This window comes from Acinetobacter sp. YH12068_T, from assembly GCF_024606005.1.
Taxonomy (GTDB): domain Bacteria; phylum Pseudomonadota; class Gammaproteobacteria; order Pseudomonadales; family Moraxellaceae; genus Acinetobacter; species Acinetobacter amyesii.
The window spans coordinates 1,429,653-1,450,030 of the sequence record NZ_CP094555.1 but is presented as its reverse complement, the minus strand read 5'-3'; the positions used below and the strand labels follow the sequence as shown (position 1 = coordinate 1,450,030).

General features: G+C 39.4%; 20 protein-coding genes and 1 riboswitch. Of the genes, 12 read left to right on the top strand and 8 right to left on the bottom strand.

The features are described from left to right. Positions 1-29: 29 nt before the first annotated feature. The 5 genes from MST18_RS07070 to MST18_RS07050 all read left to right on the top strand — a co-directional run bounded on the left by MST18_RS07070 (position 30) and on the right by MST18_RS07050 (position 5,236). Entirely contained in the window at positions 30-1,784 is a 1,755-nt protein-coding gene (locus MST18_RS07070) for a bifunctional alpha/beta hydrolase/class I SAM-dependent methyltransferase (protein WP_180133974.1), read from the top strand. Between the two features lie 18 nt (positions 1,785-1,802). Further along, positions 1,803-3,155 (top strand): phosphatase PAP2 family protein, encoded by a 1,353-nt coding sequence (locus MST18_RS07065; protein ID WP_180133973.1) that lies wholly within the window; start codon positions 1,803-1,805, stop codon positions 3,153-3,155. After that, positions 3,152-3,580 (top strand): hypothetical protein, encoded by a 429-nt coding sequence (locus tag MST18_RS07060; RefSeq protein ID WP_180007868.1) that lies wholly within the window; start codon positions 3,152-3,154, stop codon positions 3,578-3,580. The genes MST18_RS07065 and MST18_RS07060 overlap by 4 nt, the downstream gene beginning before the upstream one ends. Before the next feature lie 61 nt (positions 3,581-3,641). Then, on the top strand, positions 3,642-4,292 hold the full coding sequence (locus MST18_RS07055) for a 1-acyl-sn-glycerol-3-phosphate acyltransferase (RefSeq protein WP_180022773.1): 651 nt from the start codon (positions 3,642-3,644) through the stop codon (positions 4,290-4,292). Next, on the top strand, positions 4,292-5,236 hold the full coding sequence (locus MST18_RS07050; RefSeq protein WP_078191012.1) for a phosphatidate cytidylyltransferase: 945 nt from the start codon (positions 4,292-4,294) through the stop codon (positions 5,234-5,236). Before MST18_RS07055 ends, MST18_RS07050 begins: the two co-directional genes overlap by 1 nt. 445 nt (positions 5,237-5,681) lie before the next feature. Here the strand turns inward: MST18_RS07050 and MST18_RS07045 are convergent, their stop codons facing one another. Then, positions 5,682-6,887, bottom strand: coding sequence for an alkane 1-monooxygenase (locus MST18_RS07045; RefSeq protein ID WP_180133972.1), 1,206 nt, complete (start codon positions 6,885-6,887; stop codon positions 5,682-5,684). 181 nt (positions 6,888-7,068) lie between these two features. Between MST18_RS07045 and MST18_RS07040 the strand changes: the two genes are divergently transcribed. Further along, positions 7,069-8,019, top strand: a complete 951-nt coding sequence (locus MST18_RS07040; RefSeq protein ID WP_180133971.1) for an AraC family transcriptional regulator — start codon at positions 7,069-7,071, stop codon at positions 8,017-8,019. 4 nt (positions 8,020-8,023) lie between these two features. Here MST18_RS07040 and lpxB read toward each other — a convergent pair whose 3' ends face one another. Both lpxB and MST18_RS16620 read right to left on the bottom strand, forming a co-directional pair. Further along, positions 8,024-9,196 (bottom strand): lipid-A-disaccharide synthase, encoded by a 1,173-nt coding sequence (lpxB, locus tag MST18_RS07035; RefSeq protein WP_180127725.1) that lies wholly within the window; start codon positions 9,194-9,196, stop codon positions 8,024-8,026. 154 nt (positions 9,197-9,350) lie between these two features. Then, entirely contained in the window at positions 9,351-9,563 is a 213-nt protein-coding gene (locus MST18_RS16620) for a helix-turn-helix domain-containing protein (RefSeq protein WP_180133970.1), read from the bottom strand. Positions 9,564-9,950: 387 nt separating this feature from the next. Between MST18_RS16620 and MST18_RS07030 the strand changes: the two genes are divergently transcribed. From MST18_RS07030 to MST18_RS07020, 3 genes are all read left to right on the top strand, one after another. Then, entirely contained in the window at positions 9,951-10,847 is an 897-nt protein-coding gene (locus tag MST18_RS07030) for a sulfite exporter TauE/SafE family protein (protein WP_078193863.1), read from the top strand. Positions 10,848-10,974: 127 nt separating this feature from the next. After that, a complete protein-coding gene (locus MST18_RS07025) occupies positions 10,975-12,066 on the top strand; it encodes a 3-deoxy-7-phosphoheptulonate synthase (protein WP_143221612.1) in 1,092 nt (363 codons plus the stop codon). Positions 12,067-12,123: 57 nt separating this feature from the next. After that, on the top strand, positions 12,124-12,648 hold the full coding sequence (locus MST18_RS07020) for a protein tyrosine phosphatase family protein (protein WP_180003786.1): 525 nt from the start codon (positions 12,124-12,126) through the stop codon (positions 12,646-12,648). Here the strand turns inward: MST18_RS07020 and ispF are convergent. Beyond that, complete coding sequence (gene ispF / locus MST18_RS07015) at positions 12,636-13,124, bottom strand: 2-C-methyl-D-erythritol 2,4-cyclodiphosphate synthase (RefSeq protein WP_111884307.1); 489 nt, start codon at positions 13,122-13,124, stop codon at positions 12,636-12,638. The two genes, MST18_RS07020 and ispF, sit on opposite strands and share 13 nt — an antisense overlap. A gap of 100 nt (positions 13,125-13,224) precedes the next feature. Here ispF and MST18_RS07010 point away from each other — a divergent pair, with 100 nt between their 5' ends. Then, entirely contained in the window at positions 13,225-13,875 is a 651-nt protein-coding gene (locus MST18_RS07010) for a hypothetical protein (RefSeq protein ID WP_180107205.1), read from the top strand. A 93-nt stretch (positions 13,876-13,968) separates the two neighbouring features. Here the strand turns inward: MST18_RS07010 and MST18_RS07005 are convergent, their stop codons facing one another. Beyond that, a complete protein-coding gene (locus MST18_RS07005; RefSeq protein ID WP_180133969.1) occupies positions 13,969-15,210 on the bottom strand; it encodes a D-amino acid dehydrogenase in 1,242 nt (413 codons plus the stop codon). A gap of 134 nt (positions 15,211-15,344) precedes the next feature. Further along, a riboswitch (glycine riboswitch) is annotated at positions 15,345-15,435 on the bottom strand. 230 nt (positions 15,436-15,665) lie between these two features. Here MST18_RS07005 and MST18_RS07000 point away from each other — a divergent pair. Continuing rightward, positions 15,666-16,439 carry a hypothetical protein gene (locus MST18_RS07000; protein WP_180133968.1) on the top strand — a complete coding sequence of 258 codons (774 nt, stop codon included), beginning with the start codon at positions 15,666-15,668 and terminating at the stop codon, positions 16,437-16,439. Between the two features lie 174 nt (positions 16,440-16,613). Beyond that, positions 16,614-17,141, top strand: coding sequence for a hypothetical protein (locus tag MST18_RS06995; protein WP_180115535.1), 528 nt, complete (start codon positions 16,614-16,616; stop codon positions 17,139-17,141). A 104-nt stretch (positions 17,142-17,245) separates the two neighbouring features. Here the strand turns inward: MST18_RS06995 and MST18_RS06990 are convergent, their stop codons facing one another. From MST18_RS06990 to prmB, 3 genes are all read right to left on the bottom strand, one after another. Then, on the bottom strand, positions 17,246-17,710 hold the full coding sequence (locus MST18_RS06990; RefSeq protein ID WP_180133967.1) for an N-acetyltransferase: 465 nt from the start codon (positions 17,708-17,710) through the stop codon (positions 17,246-17,248). Between the two features lie 264 nt (positions 17,711-17,974). Continuing rightward, positions 17,975-19,069 (bottom strand): chorismate synthase, encoded by a 1,095-nt coding sequence (gene aroC, locus MST18_RS06985; RefSeq protein WP_180085081.1) that lies wholly within the window; start codon positions 19,067-19,069, stop codon positions 17,975-17,977. A 13-nt stretch (positions 19,070-19,082) separates the two neighbouring features. Next, positions 19,083-20,093, bottom strand: coding sequence for a 50S ribosomal protein L3 N(5)-glutamine methyltransferase (prmB, locus tag MST18_RS06980; protein WP_180133966.1), 1,011 nt, complete (start codon positions 20,091-20,093; stop codon positions 19,083-19,085). Between the last annotated feature and the right edge of the window lie 285 nt (positions 20,094-20,378).

Here is a 20,378-nt window from a genome sequence, read left to right as displayed (position 1 = left end):
AGTCGATTCATTATTTTGAGAACAACACAATGTATAACAATACTCAGCATACCTTTACGAGCCATGATGGAACATCCTTGTTTTATCAACATTGGGAAAATAGCAGTTTAAAAAGCAACCGTAAGAAAAAAGCGGTGATCTTATTTCATCGTGGCCATGAACATTCGGGACGAATGGCGCATTTGGTCAATGAATTGAATTTGCCTGATTTTGATTTTTTCGCTTGGGATGCGCGAGGCCATGGCAATACTCCTGGTGAACGAGGAGATGCACCGAGCTTTTCTGCATGCGTTCAAGACATTCAATATTTTGTTCAGCATATAGAACAAAATTACCAAATTCGATCAGAAAATATAGCAATTGTAGCTCAAAGCGTTGGCGCTGTTTTAGCCGCGACATGGGTGCATGATTATGCCCCTAGAATCCGTGCTTTATGCCTTGCGTCGCCTGCATTTGACATCAAACTCTATGTGCCTTTTGCAAAACCTGGCTTAACACTTCTCAATAAATTCGCTGGCAACTTTTTTATTAATAGTTATGTCAAAGCCAAAATGTTGACACACGATACTGCACGTGCGCAAAGTTATGATACTGACCCAAAAATCGCTCGGGCCATTTCAGTCCGGATGCTGCTGGGGCTATACGCAGCTTCAGATCGAATCGTTAAAGATGCACAAAATATTTTTGTTCCTACTCAAGTCTTATGTTCAGGATCTGACTTCGTGGTGCATCAAAAACCGCAATTGGCGTTTTATCAAAAACTCCCACATCCAATGAAGGAATTTCACGTCTTAGACGGTTTTTATCATGATACTTTGGGTGAAAAACATCGAAAAATCGCCACAGATAAAATCCATCGCTTTATTCAACAATGTTTTAAACAACCCTATTCCGCACCTAAACTTTTAGATGCAGATAAAATTGGCCCAAGCTGTGCCGTTGCAGAAACATTAAGTTCAACGCTTCCAAAACACTCTTTAAAACATGCATTTTGGAGCTTAACCAAACAAAATCTTAAAATTGGTAGTCTCTTTTCTAAAGGTTTAAAAATTGGTGAAGAGACAGGATATGACTCTGGCAGCACCTTAGATTTTGTCTATCGTGATCAATCAGAAAGCCAAAATGCACTGGGTAAAATCATCGATCGACAATATTTAAATGCGATTGGTTGGCGTGGTATTCGCGTTAGAAAACAAAATATTGAAGCGCTATTAACGAAATATGCTTCTAAGTTAAATGATGCCCAACACGCGGTACGGATTATGGATATTGCTGCAGGCCATGGCCGATATATTTTAGATGCTGTACAAAAACTGCCTCAACAGCCTGAATCCATCTTGCTTAGAGACTATAGCTCGATCAATGTACAAGCGGGTCAAGCAATGATTGAGCAAAGAGGTTTAAGCCAGATTGCCAAATTTGTAGAAGCGGATGCATTTGATACCACATCACTAGCCAGTGTTGAACCTAAACCTACTCTAGCCGTGGTCTCAGGTTTATACGAATTATTTAGTGATAATGATTTACTTAGACAGTCCTTATCAGGCTTGAGTCAGGCCATTGAGAAAGATGGTTATCTCATCTACACAGGTCAAATTTGGCATCCGCAACAAGAGTTTATCGCCCGTGCCCTGACCTCACATCGCCAAGGTGATGCGTGGGTCATGCGTTTACGCTCACAAGCCGAGATGGATGCCTTGGTTGAGCAAGCAGGATTCAAGAAAATCGATCAAGTTATTGATGAGTTTGGTATTTTCACCGTTTCCGTTGCACAAAAAATTTAAGCTTGGACGGTCAATCTTATGCATAAACTGGATACGGATACAGGAACTTGGAAATACGGCCTACTGTGTTTGGCATTTCTGGCACCTTTTTTCTTCTTAAGTTATGGTTTTGCCAACCAATACGCTGCGGGTTTAGCGTCTGTACCTGTTATCGTCTTTGAATGGGAAAAATATATTCCACTTTGGCCATGGAGTATTGTGCCTTATTGGTCGATTGATCTGTTCTATGGTTTGTCTTTATTACTTTGTTGGAATAAGTTTGAATTAAAACAACATGTCCTGCGACTATTTTCGGCACAAATCCTTTCAATCAGCTGCTTTTTAATTTTCCCGCTACGTTTTAGCTTTGAACGCCCCGAACTCACAGGTTTTTTCGGCCTATGGTTTGATGTCTTGATGGGCTTTGATAAACCGTTTAATCAAGCACCTTCCCTGCACATTGTGCTACTGGTGATACTTTGGGATTTTTTCCGTCGGCATAGCACAGGTAAGCTAAAATATCTTGTAGATGGTTGGTCCTTTTTGATTGGTCTCTCAGTTCTAACCACTTGGCAGCACCATTTTATAGATATTCCAACAGGTTTATTGGTCGGTGCCTTATGTTTATGGCTATTCCCGATGGCTGGCTCTGCGCCATGGGTTCAAAATAAACAAAGTCGGCTAAGCTTAAAGCACATTAAAATCGGCATCCTTTATCTGTTTGCTGCCTTATTGTGTAGCGCAATCGCACATGCAAAAGGTTGGTGGCTTTGGCTGCTCTATCCTGCAAGCAGTCTGCTTTTAGTTTCGTTTGCATATTTATTCAATCGACCCCATTTTTTTCAAAAACTCAGTCATGGTGATATGACCATTGCTGCAAAAATATTGTTTGCGCCTTACTTTGTATTTGCTTGGATCAATAGCCGAATCTGGACTTATCGCCATCCTGAAGATTCTAAAATCATCAAAATCAATCAGAGTTATATTTATTTAGGTCGCTATCCGTCCAAACAGGTCATGCAACAATATGATGCTTTACTCGATTGTTGCGCAGAATTGCCCACTTATCCAAAGTGCTCTTATGCCCAAAACTTGAGTTTAGACCTAATTCCTTTACAGGCCAATCAGCTACATCATGCTGTAGAGTCTTTAGAACTATTCTTGAAATCTAATAACAATGATGAAGCACAAAACATCTTGGTTTTCTGTGCTTTGGGATATTCACGAAGTAGTGCTGTAGTTGCCGCATTATTATTGAAACAACATCCTGAATATTCAGTCGAAGATGTTTTACGGATTATTCGCCATAACCGTCCTTGGGTTGTGCTTAAAACACCGCAAATAAAACATTTAAATACTTATCGTTTAAAACTTAAAGGACTTGCACCATGAATTTACAACTTGTGGTGCTATCAAAGTTGTTACAATCCACCACTGGATTGCTCATTTCAGCTTATGTAGCAGCGATCCTCACGCTCTGGCTCATTATCCAGTTTGGTAATGTGATGCTATTCGATTTGCTATATATATTAATTTGTCTAGTTTTGCTCGGAATACAACATTATTTAAGCCTGAGAATCAAATTTGATTCGGCACTTTTAGCCACTGTCGCTGAATACAGCCAAACTCAAAACCTTGAACAAACCACCAAGGAGCTGGACTTAAGTTTAATCAACTTAAAATTAATGCCTGCAAATAAATGTGGTCGCGCATGGGAGCTGCGTGAATTAGGTTGTCTGGCTTTATTTAAATGGCAGATCTTTGTGCTTTGCTTGCAATACATCGCATTCATCTGCATATTTTTACTGTATAAATAATTCACAATAATTTGAAGCTATGCCAAATCCATTAGACACTTCAGGGAATGCTCTCTCACCAATGAAAGGTAATTTTTTAAGCCGTTCAATTGCTCGCTATATTGCCTTTCTCACTCGTCGTGGTGCGCGGCTGCTCACGGGTGCGCGGAGTCTCTGGGTCGGGTGCAAACCGGTTATGAAACAGCGTATTTATTATGCAAATCATAATAGCCATATTGACTTTATTTTGCTTTGGTCATCACTGCCGACAGATCTCAGACGAAAGACGCGTCCTGTAGCTGCTTCGGATTATTGGTTAAAAGATGGCTTTCGACGTTTTCTCATTCAAGACACGTTTACTGGCGTCACTATTCAGCGAAATCGAGAGCAAAATCAAGATCCATTAGAACCGATCAAAACCGTATTAGCTCAAGGTGACTCGATTATTTTCTTTCCTGAGGGTACTCGAAATTTAAATGATGACGTTGAATTATTAGCCTTTAAAAGCGGCTTATTTCATCTCAAAAATCAATTTCCTGATGTTGAAATCGTGCCTGTGTGGATCTCAAATTTAAAACGTGTCATGCCTAAAGGCGCGCTTATACCATTGCCATTATTATCTACCGTTATTTTTGGCAAACCTTTAGAAGCCCATAATGAACAGAACAAATCTGAGTTTTTAAACTACGCTCAGGACGAATTACTCAAATTAAAAGCATTGGAGTATCAATAATGGAATTCACCAATGCGCAAATGACCTATGTATTGTTTGGTATCTTTGCGGTTATTTTGATTATTGCCTCAACCATTGGCTCAATACTAAAATTTAAAGCGGGTTATGCGCCGGCACCGGTCATCGACAATTTAAATGCGCGGATCAATGCATGGTGGGTCATGTTGTTGGTACTTGGTGTAGCAATTTCATTAGGCAAAATTGCCTTTGTGATCCTGTTTGCGTTGATTTCACTCTTTGCTTTACGTGAATTTATCAGTTTACTCCCAACCCGTCGCGGTGATTATCTTCCGTTGCTGATCGCTTTTTATTTTGTCATCCCTTACCAGTATTACTTGGTGTATATCGACTGGTACGGGCTATATTCTATTTTTATTCCGCTGTATGTATTTCTTCTTATCCCTATCGCTACACTCAAAGCCGAAGATACCACGCGATTTTTAGAGCGCAGTTCAAAAATTCAATGGGGTCTGATGATCAGCGTATTCTGTATTTCGCATGTGCCTGCGCTATTAAATCTTAAACTTCCCGGATTTGAAGGTGAAAAAATTTGGCTAGCGATCTGGCTGATCATGGTGGTACAAGCCTCCGATGTCTTACAATATGTCTGTGGCAAGCTATTTGGAAAACATAAAGTCGCACCGATACTTTCACCATCTAAGACCGTTGAGGGTTTAATCGGAGGCATTGCTTTAGCCACTGCACTAGGTGTTGCTATGTCATGGCTTACACCCTTTAGCTATCTACAGGCTGCATGTATTGGTTTTATTGTTTGTATATTCGGTTTCTTTGGTGGTCTTGTCATGTCAGCCATTAAACGCGATCGTGGTGTAAAAGATTGGGGACAACTCATCCAAGGCCATGGTGGCATGCTCGACCGAATTGATTCAATCTGCTTTTCTGCACCGATTTTTTTCCACATTTTGCGCTATTGGTGGTCTTAAGAAGTGACTAAGTTTCAAATAGAAAATTTGGGATTTTAAATGATGTTACGCATGTAGAATTAATTTCACATTTTAAAAATGATTTTTAAGTCAATGCGACGGTGTCTTACATCTAAGGATTGAATAAAGGTATTAGCCTTCGGCTGGAGATACTTTTGTTTCGGCAAAATGAGAAGCGAAGCTTCGAAAGGAAACCATCTTGCGGTGCAATGCACCTCACCGACAAAACTCGTTCACTAACGTCTAATTATTCAATGAATCGCAGAAACATTTTTGATTACAATAAGTCTTGTCTCAAACAATTGCGGATGATGTTGCCGTGTATCGTTCTTTTATTTGAATCAACGTGCGCTTCTGATGTTACTGCGTAGCATCGGTTAATAATACACACAATAAAAAAATCCCAAACAAACAAGCTTGGGATTCTTCTCATCAGGTATTCGATTTAAACGACTGAAATTGCAAACTTTTTAAAAATACTTGCACGACGTTTAGGATGAATATTGGCTTTAGTTAAATCGCCTTGGTAGTGATCATAGACACGTTTATCCATCATCTTAAACCAAATAGAGGGTACTAAAGCAGGAATTAGCATAGTGGCATAGCCGCTAGGCAACTCTGGCGCTTCATCAAAATGTCTTAAAGCCTGAAATGGACGAGTAGGATAAGCATGATGGTCTGAATGTCGCTGTAATTGATACAAAAATAGATTGGTCACAATATTATTGTTATTCCAACTATGTTCAGGCATGGTTCGCGCATAACTTCCATCCGGTTTTTGCTCACGCTTCAGGCCATAATGTTCAATATAATTAATAATTTCAAAAAGGCTGATTCCATAAAAGGCCTGTGTAACTAAATACGGTGTCACGCCTTTACCAAACATTTTCAGCATCGAGGCATGAAAACCTGCACTCATCGCCCAACCATGAAACAGTTCATTTTCCTTCGAAAAGAAACTTAAACCTTTACGTTTTAAGCGTTGTTTCTCAATCTGCACCGCCGATTTAATTCCACCAAATACAGTGCGTGGCCAAAACTCATAAAAAGTTTCGCCCATTTTTGAAGATGCAGGATCTTCAGGCGTTGCCGCACGTTTATGGTGTCCATAAGGATGTTCAATGCGGAAATGGCTATAACCTAAAGGTGCGAGCGTCGCATGTGCCCAATAATGGTCTTTTTTATGTGGTCGATGGCAGAGTTCATGTGCTGTATTTACGCCAACACCATTGATGGCACCCATCGAAATCCCAAGTAGAACTTGATCTAATAATGAAATATCTTTACGGGTAACCACATAGCCTGCAAAAGCATTCGCTGCCATTTGCAGTGGAATAAATAGTTTGACGATACGATCATAATAAGGATCATTCACTAAAACTTTAATGTCATCATCTGTCGGGTTATTGGCATCATCACCGATCAGTGCATCCAGTGCAGGAATAATGACATGCAGTAGAAGCGGCCCGCCCATGGCAAATAGTTTTTTTGTCGGTTTTGGACCAAAATGATAACCCGCCAAGATCCCCATACCAATGACTGGTAAACCTGGACTCAATAGCCAACCATAACGTTTTTTATCTAAAACACTACCGATTTTGCTTTCTAACTGAGCGAGCTGCTGTTCATTTAATTTTACTGGTGCATTCATGCGCTAGACTTCCCTAATTACTTCTTCTGTGTTTATATTCGTAAAATATGGGCAGCCAGAACAGTTTTAAGCGTCCAAAAAAACTATGCAATCGTCTTTGGCATTTAAGGATAAATGTTGACCTTTAAACACATAGTGACCATCTATAAATAGAAAATTAATATGAGTAAATATTTGAAATATGGATGCTTTAAGTAAAATTTTTGATGATATTCATCTCCACCGATCTGAATATATTTATTTGAGATCAAAGCATCCTTGGGCTTTTCATTTTCAAGATCACAATGCCATGGTTGCGTATGTAGTGATTCAAGGTCAGTGTGTTGTACATATAGATCAAGAGCAGGTCTTACTCGAAGCTGGCGATCTTTGCCTTATTCCCTCAGGGCAAAATCATTACTGCAAATCTATACAGTCTGATGTCTTGGTCGAGTCAATAAACATCACGTCATTGTTTCAAGAGCAACGAAATAAAACCATTGAATTAAATTATGCTGAGTCTCATGAAGCAGAAGAATTCTTTGTACTGGCGATCCGTGGGCATGTCGACAGCATTATGGCAAAGCCCTTAGTGAATGCACTCCCCACGCTGTTACATACACCACATATCATGAGCAGTACCGCACCGGAATGGTTGCAAATTGGCTTACATTTTCTGGCAGTTGAAGCGCATCAAATCCGTCCAGGCCGCGACAAAATTTTGGATCATTTGGTGAGTATTTTATTTATCGAATGTGTGCGTGATTATATTGCAGCCTTGTCAGATTCAAGCAGTTGGTTGCATGCCTTGAGTCATCCTGAATTATCCAACGCTTTGGCCGCGATCCATGAACAACCACAGCATGCATGGACCGTCGAAAGTTTGGCAGAACAATGTTGCATGTCACGTTCTAAATTTGCCAGTTTATTCACTCAAATGCTCGGTGAATCACCACTCGCCTATTTGCAGCAACATCGATTGCGACTGGCAACACAGCACTTACAAATGGGGCAACTGACTATTCAGCAAATTGCCCATCGTATCGGTTACTCATCTGAAACGGCATTTAGCCAAACTTTTAAAAAGTTTTATGATCTAACACCGAGCCAGTATCGACAGCAGCATCAATTCGCAAAAACTGAGTCACTTTAAAGGTTTAATCTAAAAGCTTTAAAATCGCTTCCACAGGGTTTTCACTGTTACCTGAAAGCAGTTGTTTATGCATGGTGATGTGCTGCATCACTTGAATTTGCGATTTTTCAACATCCATCAAGCTTTCAATTTCTGCTGCTAATTTTTCAGGTGTTGCATCATGTTGAATAAGTTCCTGAATCACTTTTTTGCCCGCAATAATATTTGGCAATGAATAATACGGAATTTTGATCAGCAATTTCACCACATGGTAGGTCAGCCAATTTAACTTATAAAAGGTCACCATTGGGCGGTGTAAAAACATCGCTTCTAAGGTTGCTGTACCAGATGCCAAAGCAACAATATTCGATGCATTCATCACCTGACGGCCAATTTTAGATTCCGAATCTGTGTTTTCCATCAAGCGAACTTTGGCTTGTAATGCTTCAGGATACTGCTTGAGCAACAATTCGATTTGCTGTTTACGTGCATCATTGATTGCAGGAATCAGGAACACATAGTCTGGATGCTGCTCCGTCAAAATCTGTGCGGCAGACAGTACCAAAGGCCCTAAGCGCTCAATTTCACCGCGACGGCTGCCCGGAAGTAATGCAATGTGTTTTTGATGCTCATCTAAGCCTAACTCGTGTTTAGCCGCAACGAGTGGATTATCTAAAGGCAACTGACTTGCCAATGGGTGTCCGACAAATGCAGCCGGAACTTGCCATTTTTGGAAAAACGCTTTTTCAAATGGAAATAAGCAAAGGACTAAATCAATACTTGCTTTAATGCCATGTACACGCCCTTGACGCCACGCCCATACTGAAGGGCTGACATATTGCACTGTTTTAATTGGTAGCTGTTTTTGCTTCATGCTCTTAGATAAACGCAAATTAAAATCCGGTGCATCTATCCCTACAAAAACATCGACAGGGTTTTCAGTCCATTTTTCAACCAGACCATCACGTACAGCAAAGAGTTTTTTAATATCTTTTAAGACTTCAACAATCCCCATCACCGATAAAATATCCATCGGATAATAGCTGTTAAAGCCTTCTGCAATCATTTGCGGACCGCCGATGCCTTCAAATTCCGCATCGATCCCTTGCTCTCGAAAACTACGGATAAGCTTGGCGCCTAATGTATCCCCGGATACTTCCCCAACCACGATGCCAATTTTAAGTTTCCGATTTTGCAAAAGTCTGTCCTTTTAACTTAATGTTCTTTAGTTATAGATTCTATACGAGTCCTTCACAAAGTTAATAGATTTCCTGAAAAAAGCTGCGCAGCTTTAATTCACCATTTTAGAAATATTCCTCACTGCTGCTTAGCTACTAACTAAAATTTTTATACTAATGGTTCTGATTTCTACCGTATTTACTCTTAAACAATTTACGAAATAACACTGCGGTTTTAAAACCCGTGCTTTCCGCAAGTTTATCAACTGAATAATCTGTCAATTCGAGCAATTCAGCCCCACATCGCAGTCTTTCATTATTTAACCATGTGACAATTGGTAGCCCTGTCGCATGTTTAAAATGTCTAGTTAGTGTCCTTCTACTCATATTCGAATAATGGCGAAACCTTATCTTTTTAAGGCGTATGAGACTTAGCAGCAGTGGAATTTATATACACTGTTGCTTATATCGATAAATATCAAATCAAAAGTTTAGAATTGAAAACCTACAGTGCATTTAGGTATTGGATATCCACTTCAGATATTCAAAGCCTTATATTCAAAATATATGATTTCACTGCAGCATAATCTACATTTGAACTATCAACCAGTTGAGAAAACCATAATCAATAACTTAGTTTAGATAAAATTCATTTATTTCAAAATTAAAAACATTCTTTATCTATTTTTTTCACAAGCAAATCACTAATCGAGACAACGACTTATATCAATTAGTCATAAGATATGCACGTTTTTTGATATTTGGCATTCAGCGATGGTCGGTCCTTTAGAGTTCATTCTGGCAGGTGTAATTGTAGGTTTCTGCGTAGGTATTACCGGCGTTGGCGGTGGTTCATTGATGACCCCGATCCTGATCAGCCTGTATAAAATTGAACCCCATATTGCGATTGGTACAGACCTGCTGTATGCCGCTATTTCAAAATTTTGTGGTTCTTTAGTTCATGCACGTAAAATGAATATCGTATGGACCATTGTTATTTGGCTTGCTGTCGGCAGTATCCCTGCGTCTTTTGCGACCCATTGGGTACTGGAAAACTATCTCAGCCAATCGACACATTACAAAACCGTCTTAACCATGTTTTTAGGTTTTATGCTGACGATTACAGGGATCTCAATTATTTTCCGTGGTCATATCGAAAAATTCTTTAATAAATTTCGAAAAACTGATCAGTTGGATGATATGAGTGCGGATCTTGAACGTATCAATTTCCAAGCTAAAAATAAGCGTGCATATATCATCATCATGGGGATTATTTTAGGCGTATTCGTTACCCTATCGTCTGTTGGTGCAGGTGCCTTCGGTATTATGGCATTGGTACTCATGTTCCCTAATTTACCAATGATTCGAATTATTGGTTCAGACGTCGTACATGCCGTGCTTCTTACACTGGTTGCTGGCTTGGGTCATATGAGCTCAGGTAATGTCGATTTTCATTTATTGGGTTGGTTATTGGTGGGTTCTATTCCTGCAATTGTGGTCGGAACTTTAATCAGCTCACGTTTACCTGAAAAAGTCATTCGTAAAGTCTTAGGCATTACCTTGTTTGTTTTAGGCATGAATTTCATCATTAATCCAGTAAAATCAAAACCTGTCGAAAAACCAACAACTGCAATGTTGATCGCACCGACGGTGAATAGTCAGCAGGTTTAAATTAACTGCCCGATTCATCACTTTTTTTTCAGAGACTTATTGATCTTTTTTATAACATTTGAATGCTATATTCATGTTATATTCGGCTCACGAAACAACCTTTTGTATAATCAAACCAGTGACGGCAATGAATACTTTACAGTCAAATTCTATTACCCAAAACGACATTGATGACGTGAATGTAAAAAGCATTCAGCCACTTGTTACTCCTGCAGAACTAAAAAAAGAGCTACCTCTGACTGAAACTGCCTATCAAACAGTCCTTAAGGGCCGTGAAACTGTACGTAATATTTTAGATGGAAATGACAAACGTCTTTTTGTTGTCATTGGTCCATGTTCAATTCACGACACAGTCGCTGCACATGATTATGCTGACCGTTTAAAAGTTTTAAGTGACAAAATCCAAGATACGATTTATGTCGTGATGCGTGTGTATTTTGAAAAACCACGTACCACTGTGGGTTGGAAAGGTCTAATTAATGACCCTGACATGAACGATTCTTTCAACATCGAAAAAGGCTTACGTATTGGTCGTAAACTTTTACTTGAATTGAATGAAAAAGGTTTGCCTTGTGCAACTGAAGCACTCGATCCAAACTCACCACAGTACTACCAAGATCTTATCTCTTGGTCAGCGATTGGTGCGCGCACCACTGAAAGCCAAACACATCGTGAAATGTCTTCTGGCCTTTCTTCACCTGTGGGCTTTAAAAATGGTACAGATGGCGGTTTAACCGTTGCGACCAATGCCATGCAATCTGTTAAACATGGTCATAGCTTCTTGGGCTTAAGCGACCAAGGTCAAGTTTCTGTTATTCGTACCAGTGGTAACCCATATGCACACGTTGTACTTCGTGGCGGTAACGGTAAACCAAACTACGACGCAGGTTCAGTTGCAGATGCTGAAGCGGCATTAGCCAAAGCAAAAGTTAGTGGCAAAATTATGATTGATACCAGTCATGCAAACTCAAACAAAGACCCGTACCTACAACCCCTTGTACTCAAAAATATTACTGAACAAATCCTTGACGGAAACAAGTCAATCGTGGGTATTATGGTAGAAAGTCACTTAAAAGGTGGTCGTCAGGATATTCCTGCCAACCTATGTGACCTCGAATATGGTAAATCAGTGACTGATGGCTGTATCGATTGGGATACGACTGAAAAAGTCTTGTTAGAGATGCATGAAGCACTTAAAGACGTGTTACCGACACGCTAAGTGAATGAAAAACGCCATCTTCGAGATGGCGTTTTACTTTGAAGGATTATTTGTCAGATGAATGAAATCGAAAATGCGTTAAGTCACATTGAAAACTTCCAATATATACATGAACATTTATTAACGTCAGGACAACCATCTCCTTCTGAGCTTCAAACGATTAAAGAATATGGTGTTTCAACGGTTATCAATTTAGCCCTGACCGATGCATCCAATCATATCGAGCATGAAGACCGCATTTGCCTAGATCTAGGCCTGAACTATATCCAAGTTCCAATCTCTTGGGATACCCCTTCAGATGATCAATGCCTTTTAGTACTCGATATGATTGACCATTTGGTTCAAGGGCAAACGGTTTGGCTACACTGTGCGAAAAACTTCCGTGTCAGCAGTTTGATGTATTTATACCGTCAATACTATATGGATGTTGATATGCCAAAGGCTCAAGAATTTATGCATCAAATTTGGGAACCCAATGAAACTTGGACAGGTTTAATCCATGCGGTTGCCTTACAACTCCAAGGCCGTAAAGCAACTCAAGATTTACAACATGCACTGATCCATCCAGATCATTTTGCGTGAGAAATCAGTACTGTTGCAGTAGAAAGAATACCTTCTTGGCGACCAGTAAACCCTAATTTTTCGGTGGTGGTCGCTTTGATGCTAATTTGTGTAACTTCAACATCCATAACATCTGCGATACTTTGACGCATTTCTAAATTATGTTTTGCTAGTTTAGGGCGCTCACAAGCCACGGTAATATCAGCATTATTAAGTACATATCCACGATCTAAAATCATTTGGTAGACGTGTTTTAAAAGTACTCGACTATCGGCACCTTTAAATTTTGGATCTGTATCTGGAAAATGCTGACCAATATCTCCAAGTGCCAAAGCTCCTAATAATGCATCACAAAGCGCGTGCAGTACCACATCACCATCTGAATGTGCTTTGAGTCCATGTGTATGTGGAATTTGAACACCAGCAAGCGTTACAAAGTCACCTTCTTCAAATGCATGTACATCCATGCCCTGACCGATACGAATTTGAGCTATCATGCTTGAGTTCCTTGAGAAAATAATGATTGAAATCTTGTATTCACGCTTTCTATTTCGCTATAGTGTGGGCAAGCGCAACATAGTGAAAGTATAAGCGATCATGCTGTTGAAAACTGAAATAAATATCATCAAAAAATTCGGACTGGTTCTGCTAATAGGTTCTGGCCTAGCGACGTTTACGCATGCAGAAAAAATTAACTGCGATCATGCCAATACTCAGGCAAAAAAAAATTATTGTTCTGACCGTTTTAAAGAACAACGTGAAAAGCTAGATGGGCTTTTTTTAACAGCGCAGTTGATTACCGATGCCCCAATACGCTTACTGATAGATACGCAAAAATTATGGTATAGCCGAGTTCAGCAATGCAAAAACTTGGAGTGTTTTAAACAACAGTTTGAACTTCGCCATGAAGATTTGAATATTTATACCTCGATGAACCAAAGTTTAACGCAGCATTATCTTAAATTTGAAAATGGTCATTTTGCGACATCACCTGTACATTTAAAGGTACATCAACTGGGCAAAGACAGCATCAAAATAGAAGGCATTGCCTATCGTAATCCGAACAATCGAGTTGAAACACAAACCATTCCATTTTTAGCTTACACAACACCCGAACAAAAAAATCAAATCACCGATAATGAACACGATTGCAAATATCAGTTCAATTACAGTAAAGCCTTACTCTCAGTAAAAACCGAACAAAAAGGCTGTGAACGTTTTGCAGGGATTTATCGTTTATATGATTAAGATCAAATTCGAATGACTTAGAAAAATACAAAAAAGCCTCAACATTGAGGCTTTTTTGATGTCTACAATTTTTTGATGTCTACAATATGTCAGTTAAATCGGATGTGTTTGCTGCACTTGCTGGCTGATCATTGCAGCTGTTGCCGCAGATAAAGTCCATCCAAGGTGACCATGCCCTGTATTATAGAAAATATGATCTCGCTTACCTGCATGCACTACTGGCATCATATTGGGCATCATTGGTCGTAAACCCGCCCACGGCACCACATGTTCTGTAGAGAGATTAAAGTTACGATTTGACCAATCAATTAAGGGTTGAATGCGATCTGCGCGAATATCTCGGTTATAGCCATTAAACTCTGCCGTGCCTGCAACACGGAGTCGATTTGCACCTAAGCGTGAAGTCACAATTTTGGCACTTTCATCCAACAGACTCACCCAAGGCGCATTGGCCTGACTTTGTTCATCATTTAAATTAATAGTGATTGAATATCCTTTGACTGGATAGACATTTACGCGGTCACCGAGTTTATGTGCAAGTTCATAACTACCTACGCCACCACAGACCACCACGGCATCCGCTTCAAGTATGGTATCAGCATCAGGATGTTCCATATTTTCATCACTGGCTTTTAACTGAACATTGACACCTTTTGCATGATGTTCAAAATCAGTCACCTCAAAGCCCCACATATATTTCACATCAAAGCGTTCTGTTGCTTTAGCAAGCTGCGTTGTAAATTTGTGGATATCTCCAGTGGCATCCCCCGGACAATAAAAACCACCATAGTATTCACCTCTCAGACTAGGCTCAATATCACGGATTTCAGCTAATGTCACAGGATGACGCTCTAAGCCACCCTCACAGAGCATATTATTAACTTGAGTCGCTACCTCATAATCATGTTGATTATGAAAAAAATGTAAAATGCCGCGTTTTTCTAAATCAAACTGTAAGTTTTCATGCTCAGCTATTTCAAATAAACGCTGACGTGCCATCAATGCGAGACGTACAGTCTCGTGAGTATTTTCACGATAATCTTTAATATGTCCCATAAACTCAAAGAGCCATGAATATTTGTGTAGATTAAAACTTGGATTTAATAATAATGGCGCGGTTTTTTGTGACATCCATTTGATGCCTTTCACCACCGTTGCTTTTTGGTTCCAGACTTCAGCATTACATGCTGATAATTGACCACCATTGGCAAAAGAAGTTTCCATTGCAGGATAAAGATGTTTATCGACCACGGTGACACGATAACCGAGTAATCCGAGTTCGTAAGCTGTCGTTACCCCAGTAATACCTGCACCAATCACAACAATATGACACATATAGGCTCCTTGGAAATTATATTTCCTATGTTTGCCCCATCTGTCATTGGTACCTGAGAGCTTTGGTTCCTTGCGAAGCAATGTGAACATTCCCCTTCGGTGAGTAGGTCTAGCCCACTTCTCTCCAGATTTTTTATATGATTACAGTCCTTTTGCCTGAGAGTTTCCTGGGGGAACTTGCTCCTTCGGCGAGCACAATCTGTGCTTCTCTCCTGCAATCATCCTTTCGTTTTTTATTTCGCATTCTTATTGATATTGCCTTAGTTAGATATGAGCAATATTTGTACCAAATCTCAAGTCCTATTTGGGTCAATATTGTTAAATATTATTTTTATATCGATTTAAGTTGTTAGGTTATAAATTTAAAATCATTTTTCCTACACCTAAATACTTCATCTTTAAAATAAAGGTTTAAAATATTAAATGAAATTTATAACTAGAAAGATTGAAGTTTTATGTCGGATTCTACGCTTTTCTCTCGCTTTGCATCTGTGATCAAAACACATTCTATTGAAGAATTAACCCAAAGTGATTTACTCCTTCTTAAGACTCTGGGGCCTGTTCAAAGTTTTTATGCACCATTCGAGGCCATAAATCATGATGCAAAAGTGGTCATCGTCGGCATCTGCCCAGGCCAGCAACAATGGCGTAATGCATTAATCGCAGCAAAGGACGGCTTAGAACAGCAAGTATCTGAGGAAAACATTCTTAAACTTGCCAAGAATAGTGGCACTTTTAGCGGCCCTATTCGTAAAAATTTAACTCAACTGCTAGATCATATTGGATTACAAAATCAATTAGGCATACAGACCACTGCTGAGCTATTTAGCAATCATCAAGATATAGTGCAAATGTGCTCGGTTTTACAGCAATGCATTTTGGTCAATGGAAAAAATTATGCTGGCTCAACACCCGCAATGCTAAAAAATGAATTATTAAAACAACATATTGATGATTATTTTATTCCTATGGTCCAACAGCTTCCTAACGCAATTTATATCCCGCTAGGCAAAGGTGTAGATGAGGTTTTAAATTATGTAAGCAGCTTAGGCTATTTAAATGATCAACAGATTCTAGCTGGACTTCCCCATCCATCAGGTGCAAATGCTGAACGGATCAAATATTTTTTAGGTGAAAAACCACGTGTTCAATTGTCTCGACAAACCAATCCCGAGCAGATTGATAGCGCAAAATCACAGATCTTACTTAAGTTATCTAAATTTCAATGAAATAAGATTTTCATCACTTAATAATATTTTTTATTTGAATATCGACCACTTATATCAAAGCAGTGCTCAAACAAAACCAGAAAAGTGTGATGTATTTTACTTTTTTGTTTTTCTGTGTGAATATGCGCCAAAATAAATATTGCTTATAAAAATAACGCTAACATGGAAAAACACATGAAAAATTATTTAGTTCTAGGATTTACACTCCTACTACTCACAGGTTGTATTACCGTACCTAAAAATAAACCTGAAACAAGAACCTTGAAGCTAAAAGGTGTGAATACCGTTGAAAACAGCAAAGTGATCCAACGAACCATTACTCGAGGTCAGTTACTATGTGAAGCTGGGCAAAAATGTCCTGAACTTGCAATTGATTGGCAAAAAAACAAAGGTGAGTATGCACTTTCACTGCATTCTTATGATCAACAGCAGCTTGATATGAGTGAAATATCTTTTGTGATTGACGGCAAAGTTTTGTCTTATCCTGCAATTGGTCGAACAAATTATCGTCGCTTAGATAATTCAAATGTGATTGATTCTTCTAATACCGTGATGATCCCAGATGCTGTGCTTAAAAAATTTCGGGACGCAAAAAATATTGCTGTGATTATGAATACCAACCAAGGTGAAATCGCACACTATATGTTAAAAAACCAAAAATCTTCAGATGCCTATCGTCTATTTTTACGTGCTTATTCTTAAGACCAAATAGTCTAAAATAAAAATCTCAGAAGTTAGTGTATGTTTTCTTTTGGGATTTTTTATTCATCTCATCTTATAAATTAATCAAATGCATCACATGATCTTTATTTTATTCGTTTAATTAATTGTTTAATTGTCAGTTCACATATCGGTTGACCCACCTCTAGATGAAGAGGATAGGCTTGATTTTCATCTGTTATGTTATAGCCACGTCGTTGATAATATTTTATTAATTCTAAACACCGATCAATCACATACATGACAAATTCTTCAACATTGGGTTCCATCAACATCGCTTGTTGTTCTGCAAATTGCAATAATTTTTTTCCTAAGCCCTGAGCTTGCTCATTTGGATGAATTGCAAAATGACCAATTTCACAGCTCATCCCCTGCATTTGAATACCAATACACCCCTTGATCTGCGCATGTACCGACTCAATCACATATAGATGAAAATCCTTTTTTTGTAAGAGTTGACTGAGTTGAGATACATTTATTCGATTTCCTCGAACAATATGATGTTCCGTGGTCCAACTCTTGGGATGATTTTCCCGATAGGCTATATTCATTAAGCTTTCAAGCTAATGAATATCGTCAAGTAAAGCTTTTCGTATATTCATATTTTTAGCTATTTATTTTCATGGGTCTATTTTACTGAAATAAAAAAACCAGACAATTGTCTGGTTTTTTTATGCAATTTGCTCATCAGTGTAGCTCGCTAGCGCTATTCACCAACCGCATCGGAACAAAAAGCAGCGCTTTGTTATTTATCCACTGTGACTTGCTAAAGCTATTCACTAACCGCGTTCGAAACAAAGCAACGCTTTGTTTCCTCACTTGGGTTCAATTGGGGCAAATGGTGCAACAACGTCTGCATTTTGTGCACGGTTACGCATGAAGTGATCCATGAGCACAATTGCTAACATTGCTTCCGCAATTGGAGTTGCACGAACACCGACACAAGGATCATGGCGACCTTTGGTCAACACATCAGTATCTTCACGATTAATCGTAATGGTTTTACCCGGCGTAGTAATGGATGCTGTTGGTTTTAAAGCAATCGCAACACGAATGTCCTGACCACTCGAAATACCGCCCAAAATGCCGCCTGCATGGTTTGCCAAGAAACCATCCGTAGTTAACTCATCACGGGTTTCATGACCAAACTGCTCGGCAACACCAAAGCCATCACCAATTTCCACACCTTTTACGGCATTGATGGACATCATGGCATGTGCAATATCTGCATCTAAACGATCAAATACAGGCTCGCCCCAACCTACTGGCACTTGCGTCGCAATAATTTCCAGTTTTGCGCCACAGCTCGTTCCTTGTGCACGAAGTGACGTTACGAGAGCTTCAAAACGTGGGACAGCATCTGCATCACCACAGAAAAATGGGTTATTTGGAACTTCATTCCAGTCCAATTTCTCTGCTTTTTCGGTACCAATTTGCGTTACATGACCACGAATTTCGATGCCAAATTTCTCAAACAAGTATTTTTTAGCAATCGCCCCCGCAGCAACACGCATCGCAGTTTCACGAGCACTTGAGCGACCACCACCACGATAATCACGGAAACCATACTTATGTGTATACGTATAGTCTGCATGACCCGGACGGAAGGTTTGCGCGATGTTGCCATAATCTTTTGATTTTTGATCTGTGTTACGGATCAATAGACCAATCGATGTACCGGTCGTTTTGCCTTCAAATACGCCTGAAATAATTTCAACTTCATCGGGTTCTTTACGCTGAGTTGCAAACTTAGATGTGCCCGGCTTACGACGATCCAGATCCTTTTGCAAATCGGCTTCAGTCAGTTCAATACCCGGTGGAACCCCATCCACAATGGCCATCAGACCAACGCCATGAGATTCACCACAAGTCGTTACACGGAAGAGTTGCCCTATACTATTACCTGCCATGTCAAACGACTCCTTATGCTTGAACAGATTGAATGAATAAATCTCGGTATTCGCGGCATTGAGCAGCAGTCAATGCAAAGATACCTGTACCGCCTTTTTGGAACTGTAACCAATAAAAATCAACGGTATTGAAGTTTTGACGCATTGCCCATTCTGAGTTACCCACTTCAATCACAATTAAGCCATCTTCAGTCAGGTAATCTGCAGCTTGTGCCAACATTTTACGTACAAGATCCAAACCATCTTGACCCGCAGCAAGCGCCATTTCAGGTTCATGGTGGAATTCTTCTGGTAAATCTGCCATGTCTTCAGCATCCACATACGGTGGATTCGACACGATCAAATCATATTGATTTTCTGCTGGAATTTTGGCGAATAAATCAGACTCAAGTAAAGCCACTTGATATTGTTTATTGTGGTGTTCACAGTTAATTTGTGCCACTTCAAGTGCATCTTTAGATAAATCTGTTGCATCAACTTCAGCGTCTGGGAATGCATAAGCTAAAGCAATCGCGATACAACCCGAACCCGTACACATATCTAAAATGCGCTGAGGAGTTTTTGGATTGGCATTTTCAGGTAGATTATTAACCGCAGCACCCATTTCGCCATTTTCACTTAAGCAATACGGCGCAAAACGGTTTTCAATTAACTCTGCAATTGGAGAACGTGGAATCAGTACACGCTCATCAACATAAAATGGTTTACCAAAGAAATATGACAAGTTTAGTAAATAAGACGTCGGAACTTTTTCATTAATACGACGTTCTAATAATGCTAAAAATTCTGCAACTTCACTTGGCAATAATTTCGCATCTAAGATTTCCGCATCTGCATTCCAATCTAGAGATAACGTTTGTAAAACCAATGCTGAGCTTTCAGCAAAATAGTCTTCTGTACCTTGTCCTAAGTGGGCATCATATTGACGTAAAGCTGTTACCCCAAAGCGGATATAATCACGAATTGTTGATAGGTTTTCAGCTGCTTCCTGTAAATGTTCAGGGCTAATAGTCGGTCGATCCACTTAAGGCGTCTCCAGTTCATAATTTTTTAAACACCCTATGATACCTTGTTTTAATGCTATTTATAATAAAAATACGGCATTATTCACCGCTTGAAAGCATTTCATAACCGTATATATGAGGTCTGATACATTCGCTGAAATGAAATGTGTACTTTATGCCTTTCAGCATTCTATAAAATCTAATTAGATGAAAATTACGAATAAAAACCAATTCAAGCTCAATTGTTTAGCAATTTGTACTTGATCCTAAGCTTTATTTTCTTAAAATCATCCCCATACAAACAG

Excerpts from the sequence above, each read along its gene's own strand:
- MST18_RS07070 (WP_180133974.1), top strand. The coding sequence starts at position 30 with ATGTATAACAATACTCAGCATACCTTTACGAGCCATGATGGAACATCC.
- MST18_RS07065 (WP_180133973.1), top strand. The coding sequence starts at position 1,803 with ATGCATAAACTGGATACGGATACAGGAACTTGGAAATACGGCCTACTG.
- MST18_RS07060 (WP_180007868.1), top strand. The coding sequence starts at position 3,152 with ATGAATTTACAACTTGTGGTGCTATCAAAGTTGTTACAATCCACCACT.
- MST18_RS07055 (WP_180022773.1), top strand. The coding sequence starts at position 3,642 with ATGAAAGGTAATTTTTTAAGCCGTTCAATTGCTCGCTATATTGCCTTT.
- MST18_RS07050 (WP_078191012.1), top strand. The coding sequence starts at position 4,292 with ATGGAATTCACCAATGCGCAAATGACCTATGTATTGTTTGGTATCTTT.
- MST18_RS07045 (WP_180133972.1), bottom strand. The coding sequence starts at position 6,887 with ATGAATGCACCAGTAAAATTAAATGAACAGCAGCTCGCTCAGTTAGAA.
- MST18_RS07040 (WP_180133971.1), top strand. The coding sequence starts at position 7,069 with ATGGATGCTTTAAGTAAAATTTTTGATGATATTCATCTCCACCGATCT.
- MST18_RS16620 (WP_180133970.1), bottom strand. The coding sequence starts at position 9,563 with ATGAGTAGAAGGACACTAACTAGACATTTTAAACATGCGACAGGGCTA.
- MST18_RS07030 (WP_078193863.1), top strand. The coding sequence starts at position 9,951 with ATGGTCGGTCCTTTAGAGTTCATTCTGGCAGGTGTAATTGTAGGTTTC.
- MST18_RS07025 (WP_143221612.1), top strand. The coding sequence starts at position 10,975 with ATGAATACTTTACAGTCAAATTCTATTACCCAAAACGACATTGATGAC.
- MST18_RS07020 (WP_180003786.1), top strand. The coding sequence starts at position 12,124 with ATGAATGAAATCGAAAATGCGTTAAGTCACATTGAAAACTTCCAATAT.
- ispF (WP_111884307.1), bottom strand. The coding sequence starts at position 13,124 with ATGATAGCTCAAATTCGTATCGGTCAGGGCATGGATGTACATGCATTT.
- MST18_RS07010 (WP_180107205.1), top strand. The coding sequence starts at position 13,225 with ATGCTGTTGAAAACTGAAATAAATATCATCAAAAAATTCGGACTGGTT.
- MST18_RS07005 (WP_180133969.1), bottom strand. The coding sequence starts at position 15,210 with ATGTGTCATATTGTTGTGATTGGTGCAGGTATTACTGGGGTAACGACA.
- MST18_RS07000 (WP_180133968.1), top strand. The coding sequence starts at position 15,666 with ATGTCGGATTCTACGCTTTTCTCTCGCTTTGCATCTGTGATCAAAACA.
- MST18_RS06995 (WP_180115535.1), top strand. The coding sequence starts at position 16,614 with ATGAAAAATTATTTAGTTCTAGGATTTACACTCCTACTACTCACAGGT.
- MST18_RS06990 (WP_180133967.1), bottom strand. The coding sequence starts at position 17,710 with ATGAATATAGCCTATCGGGAAAATCATCCCAAGAGTTGGACCACGGAA.
- aroC (WP_180085081.1), bottom strand. The coding sequence starts at position 19,069 with ATGGCAGGTAATAGTATAGGGCAACTCTTCCGTGTAACGACTTGTGGT.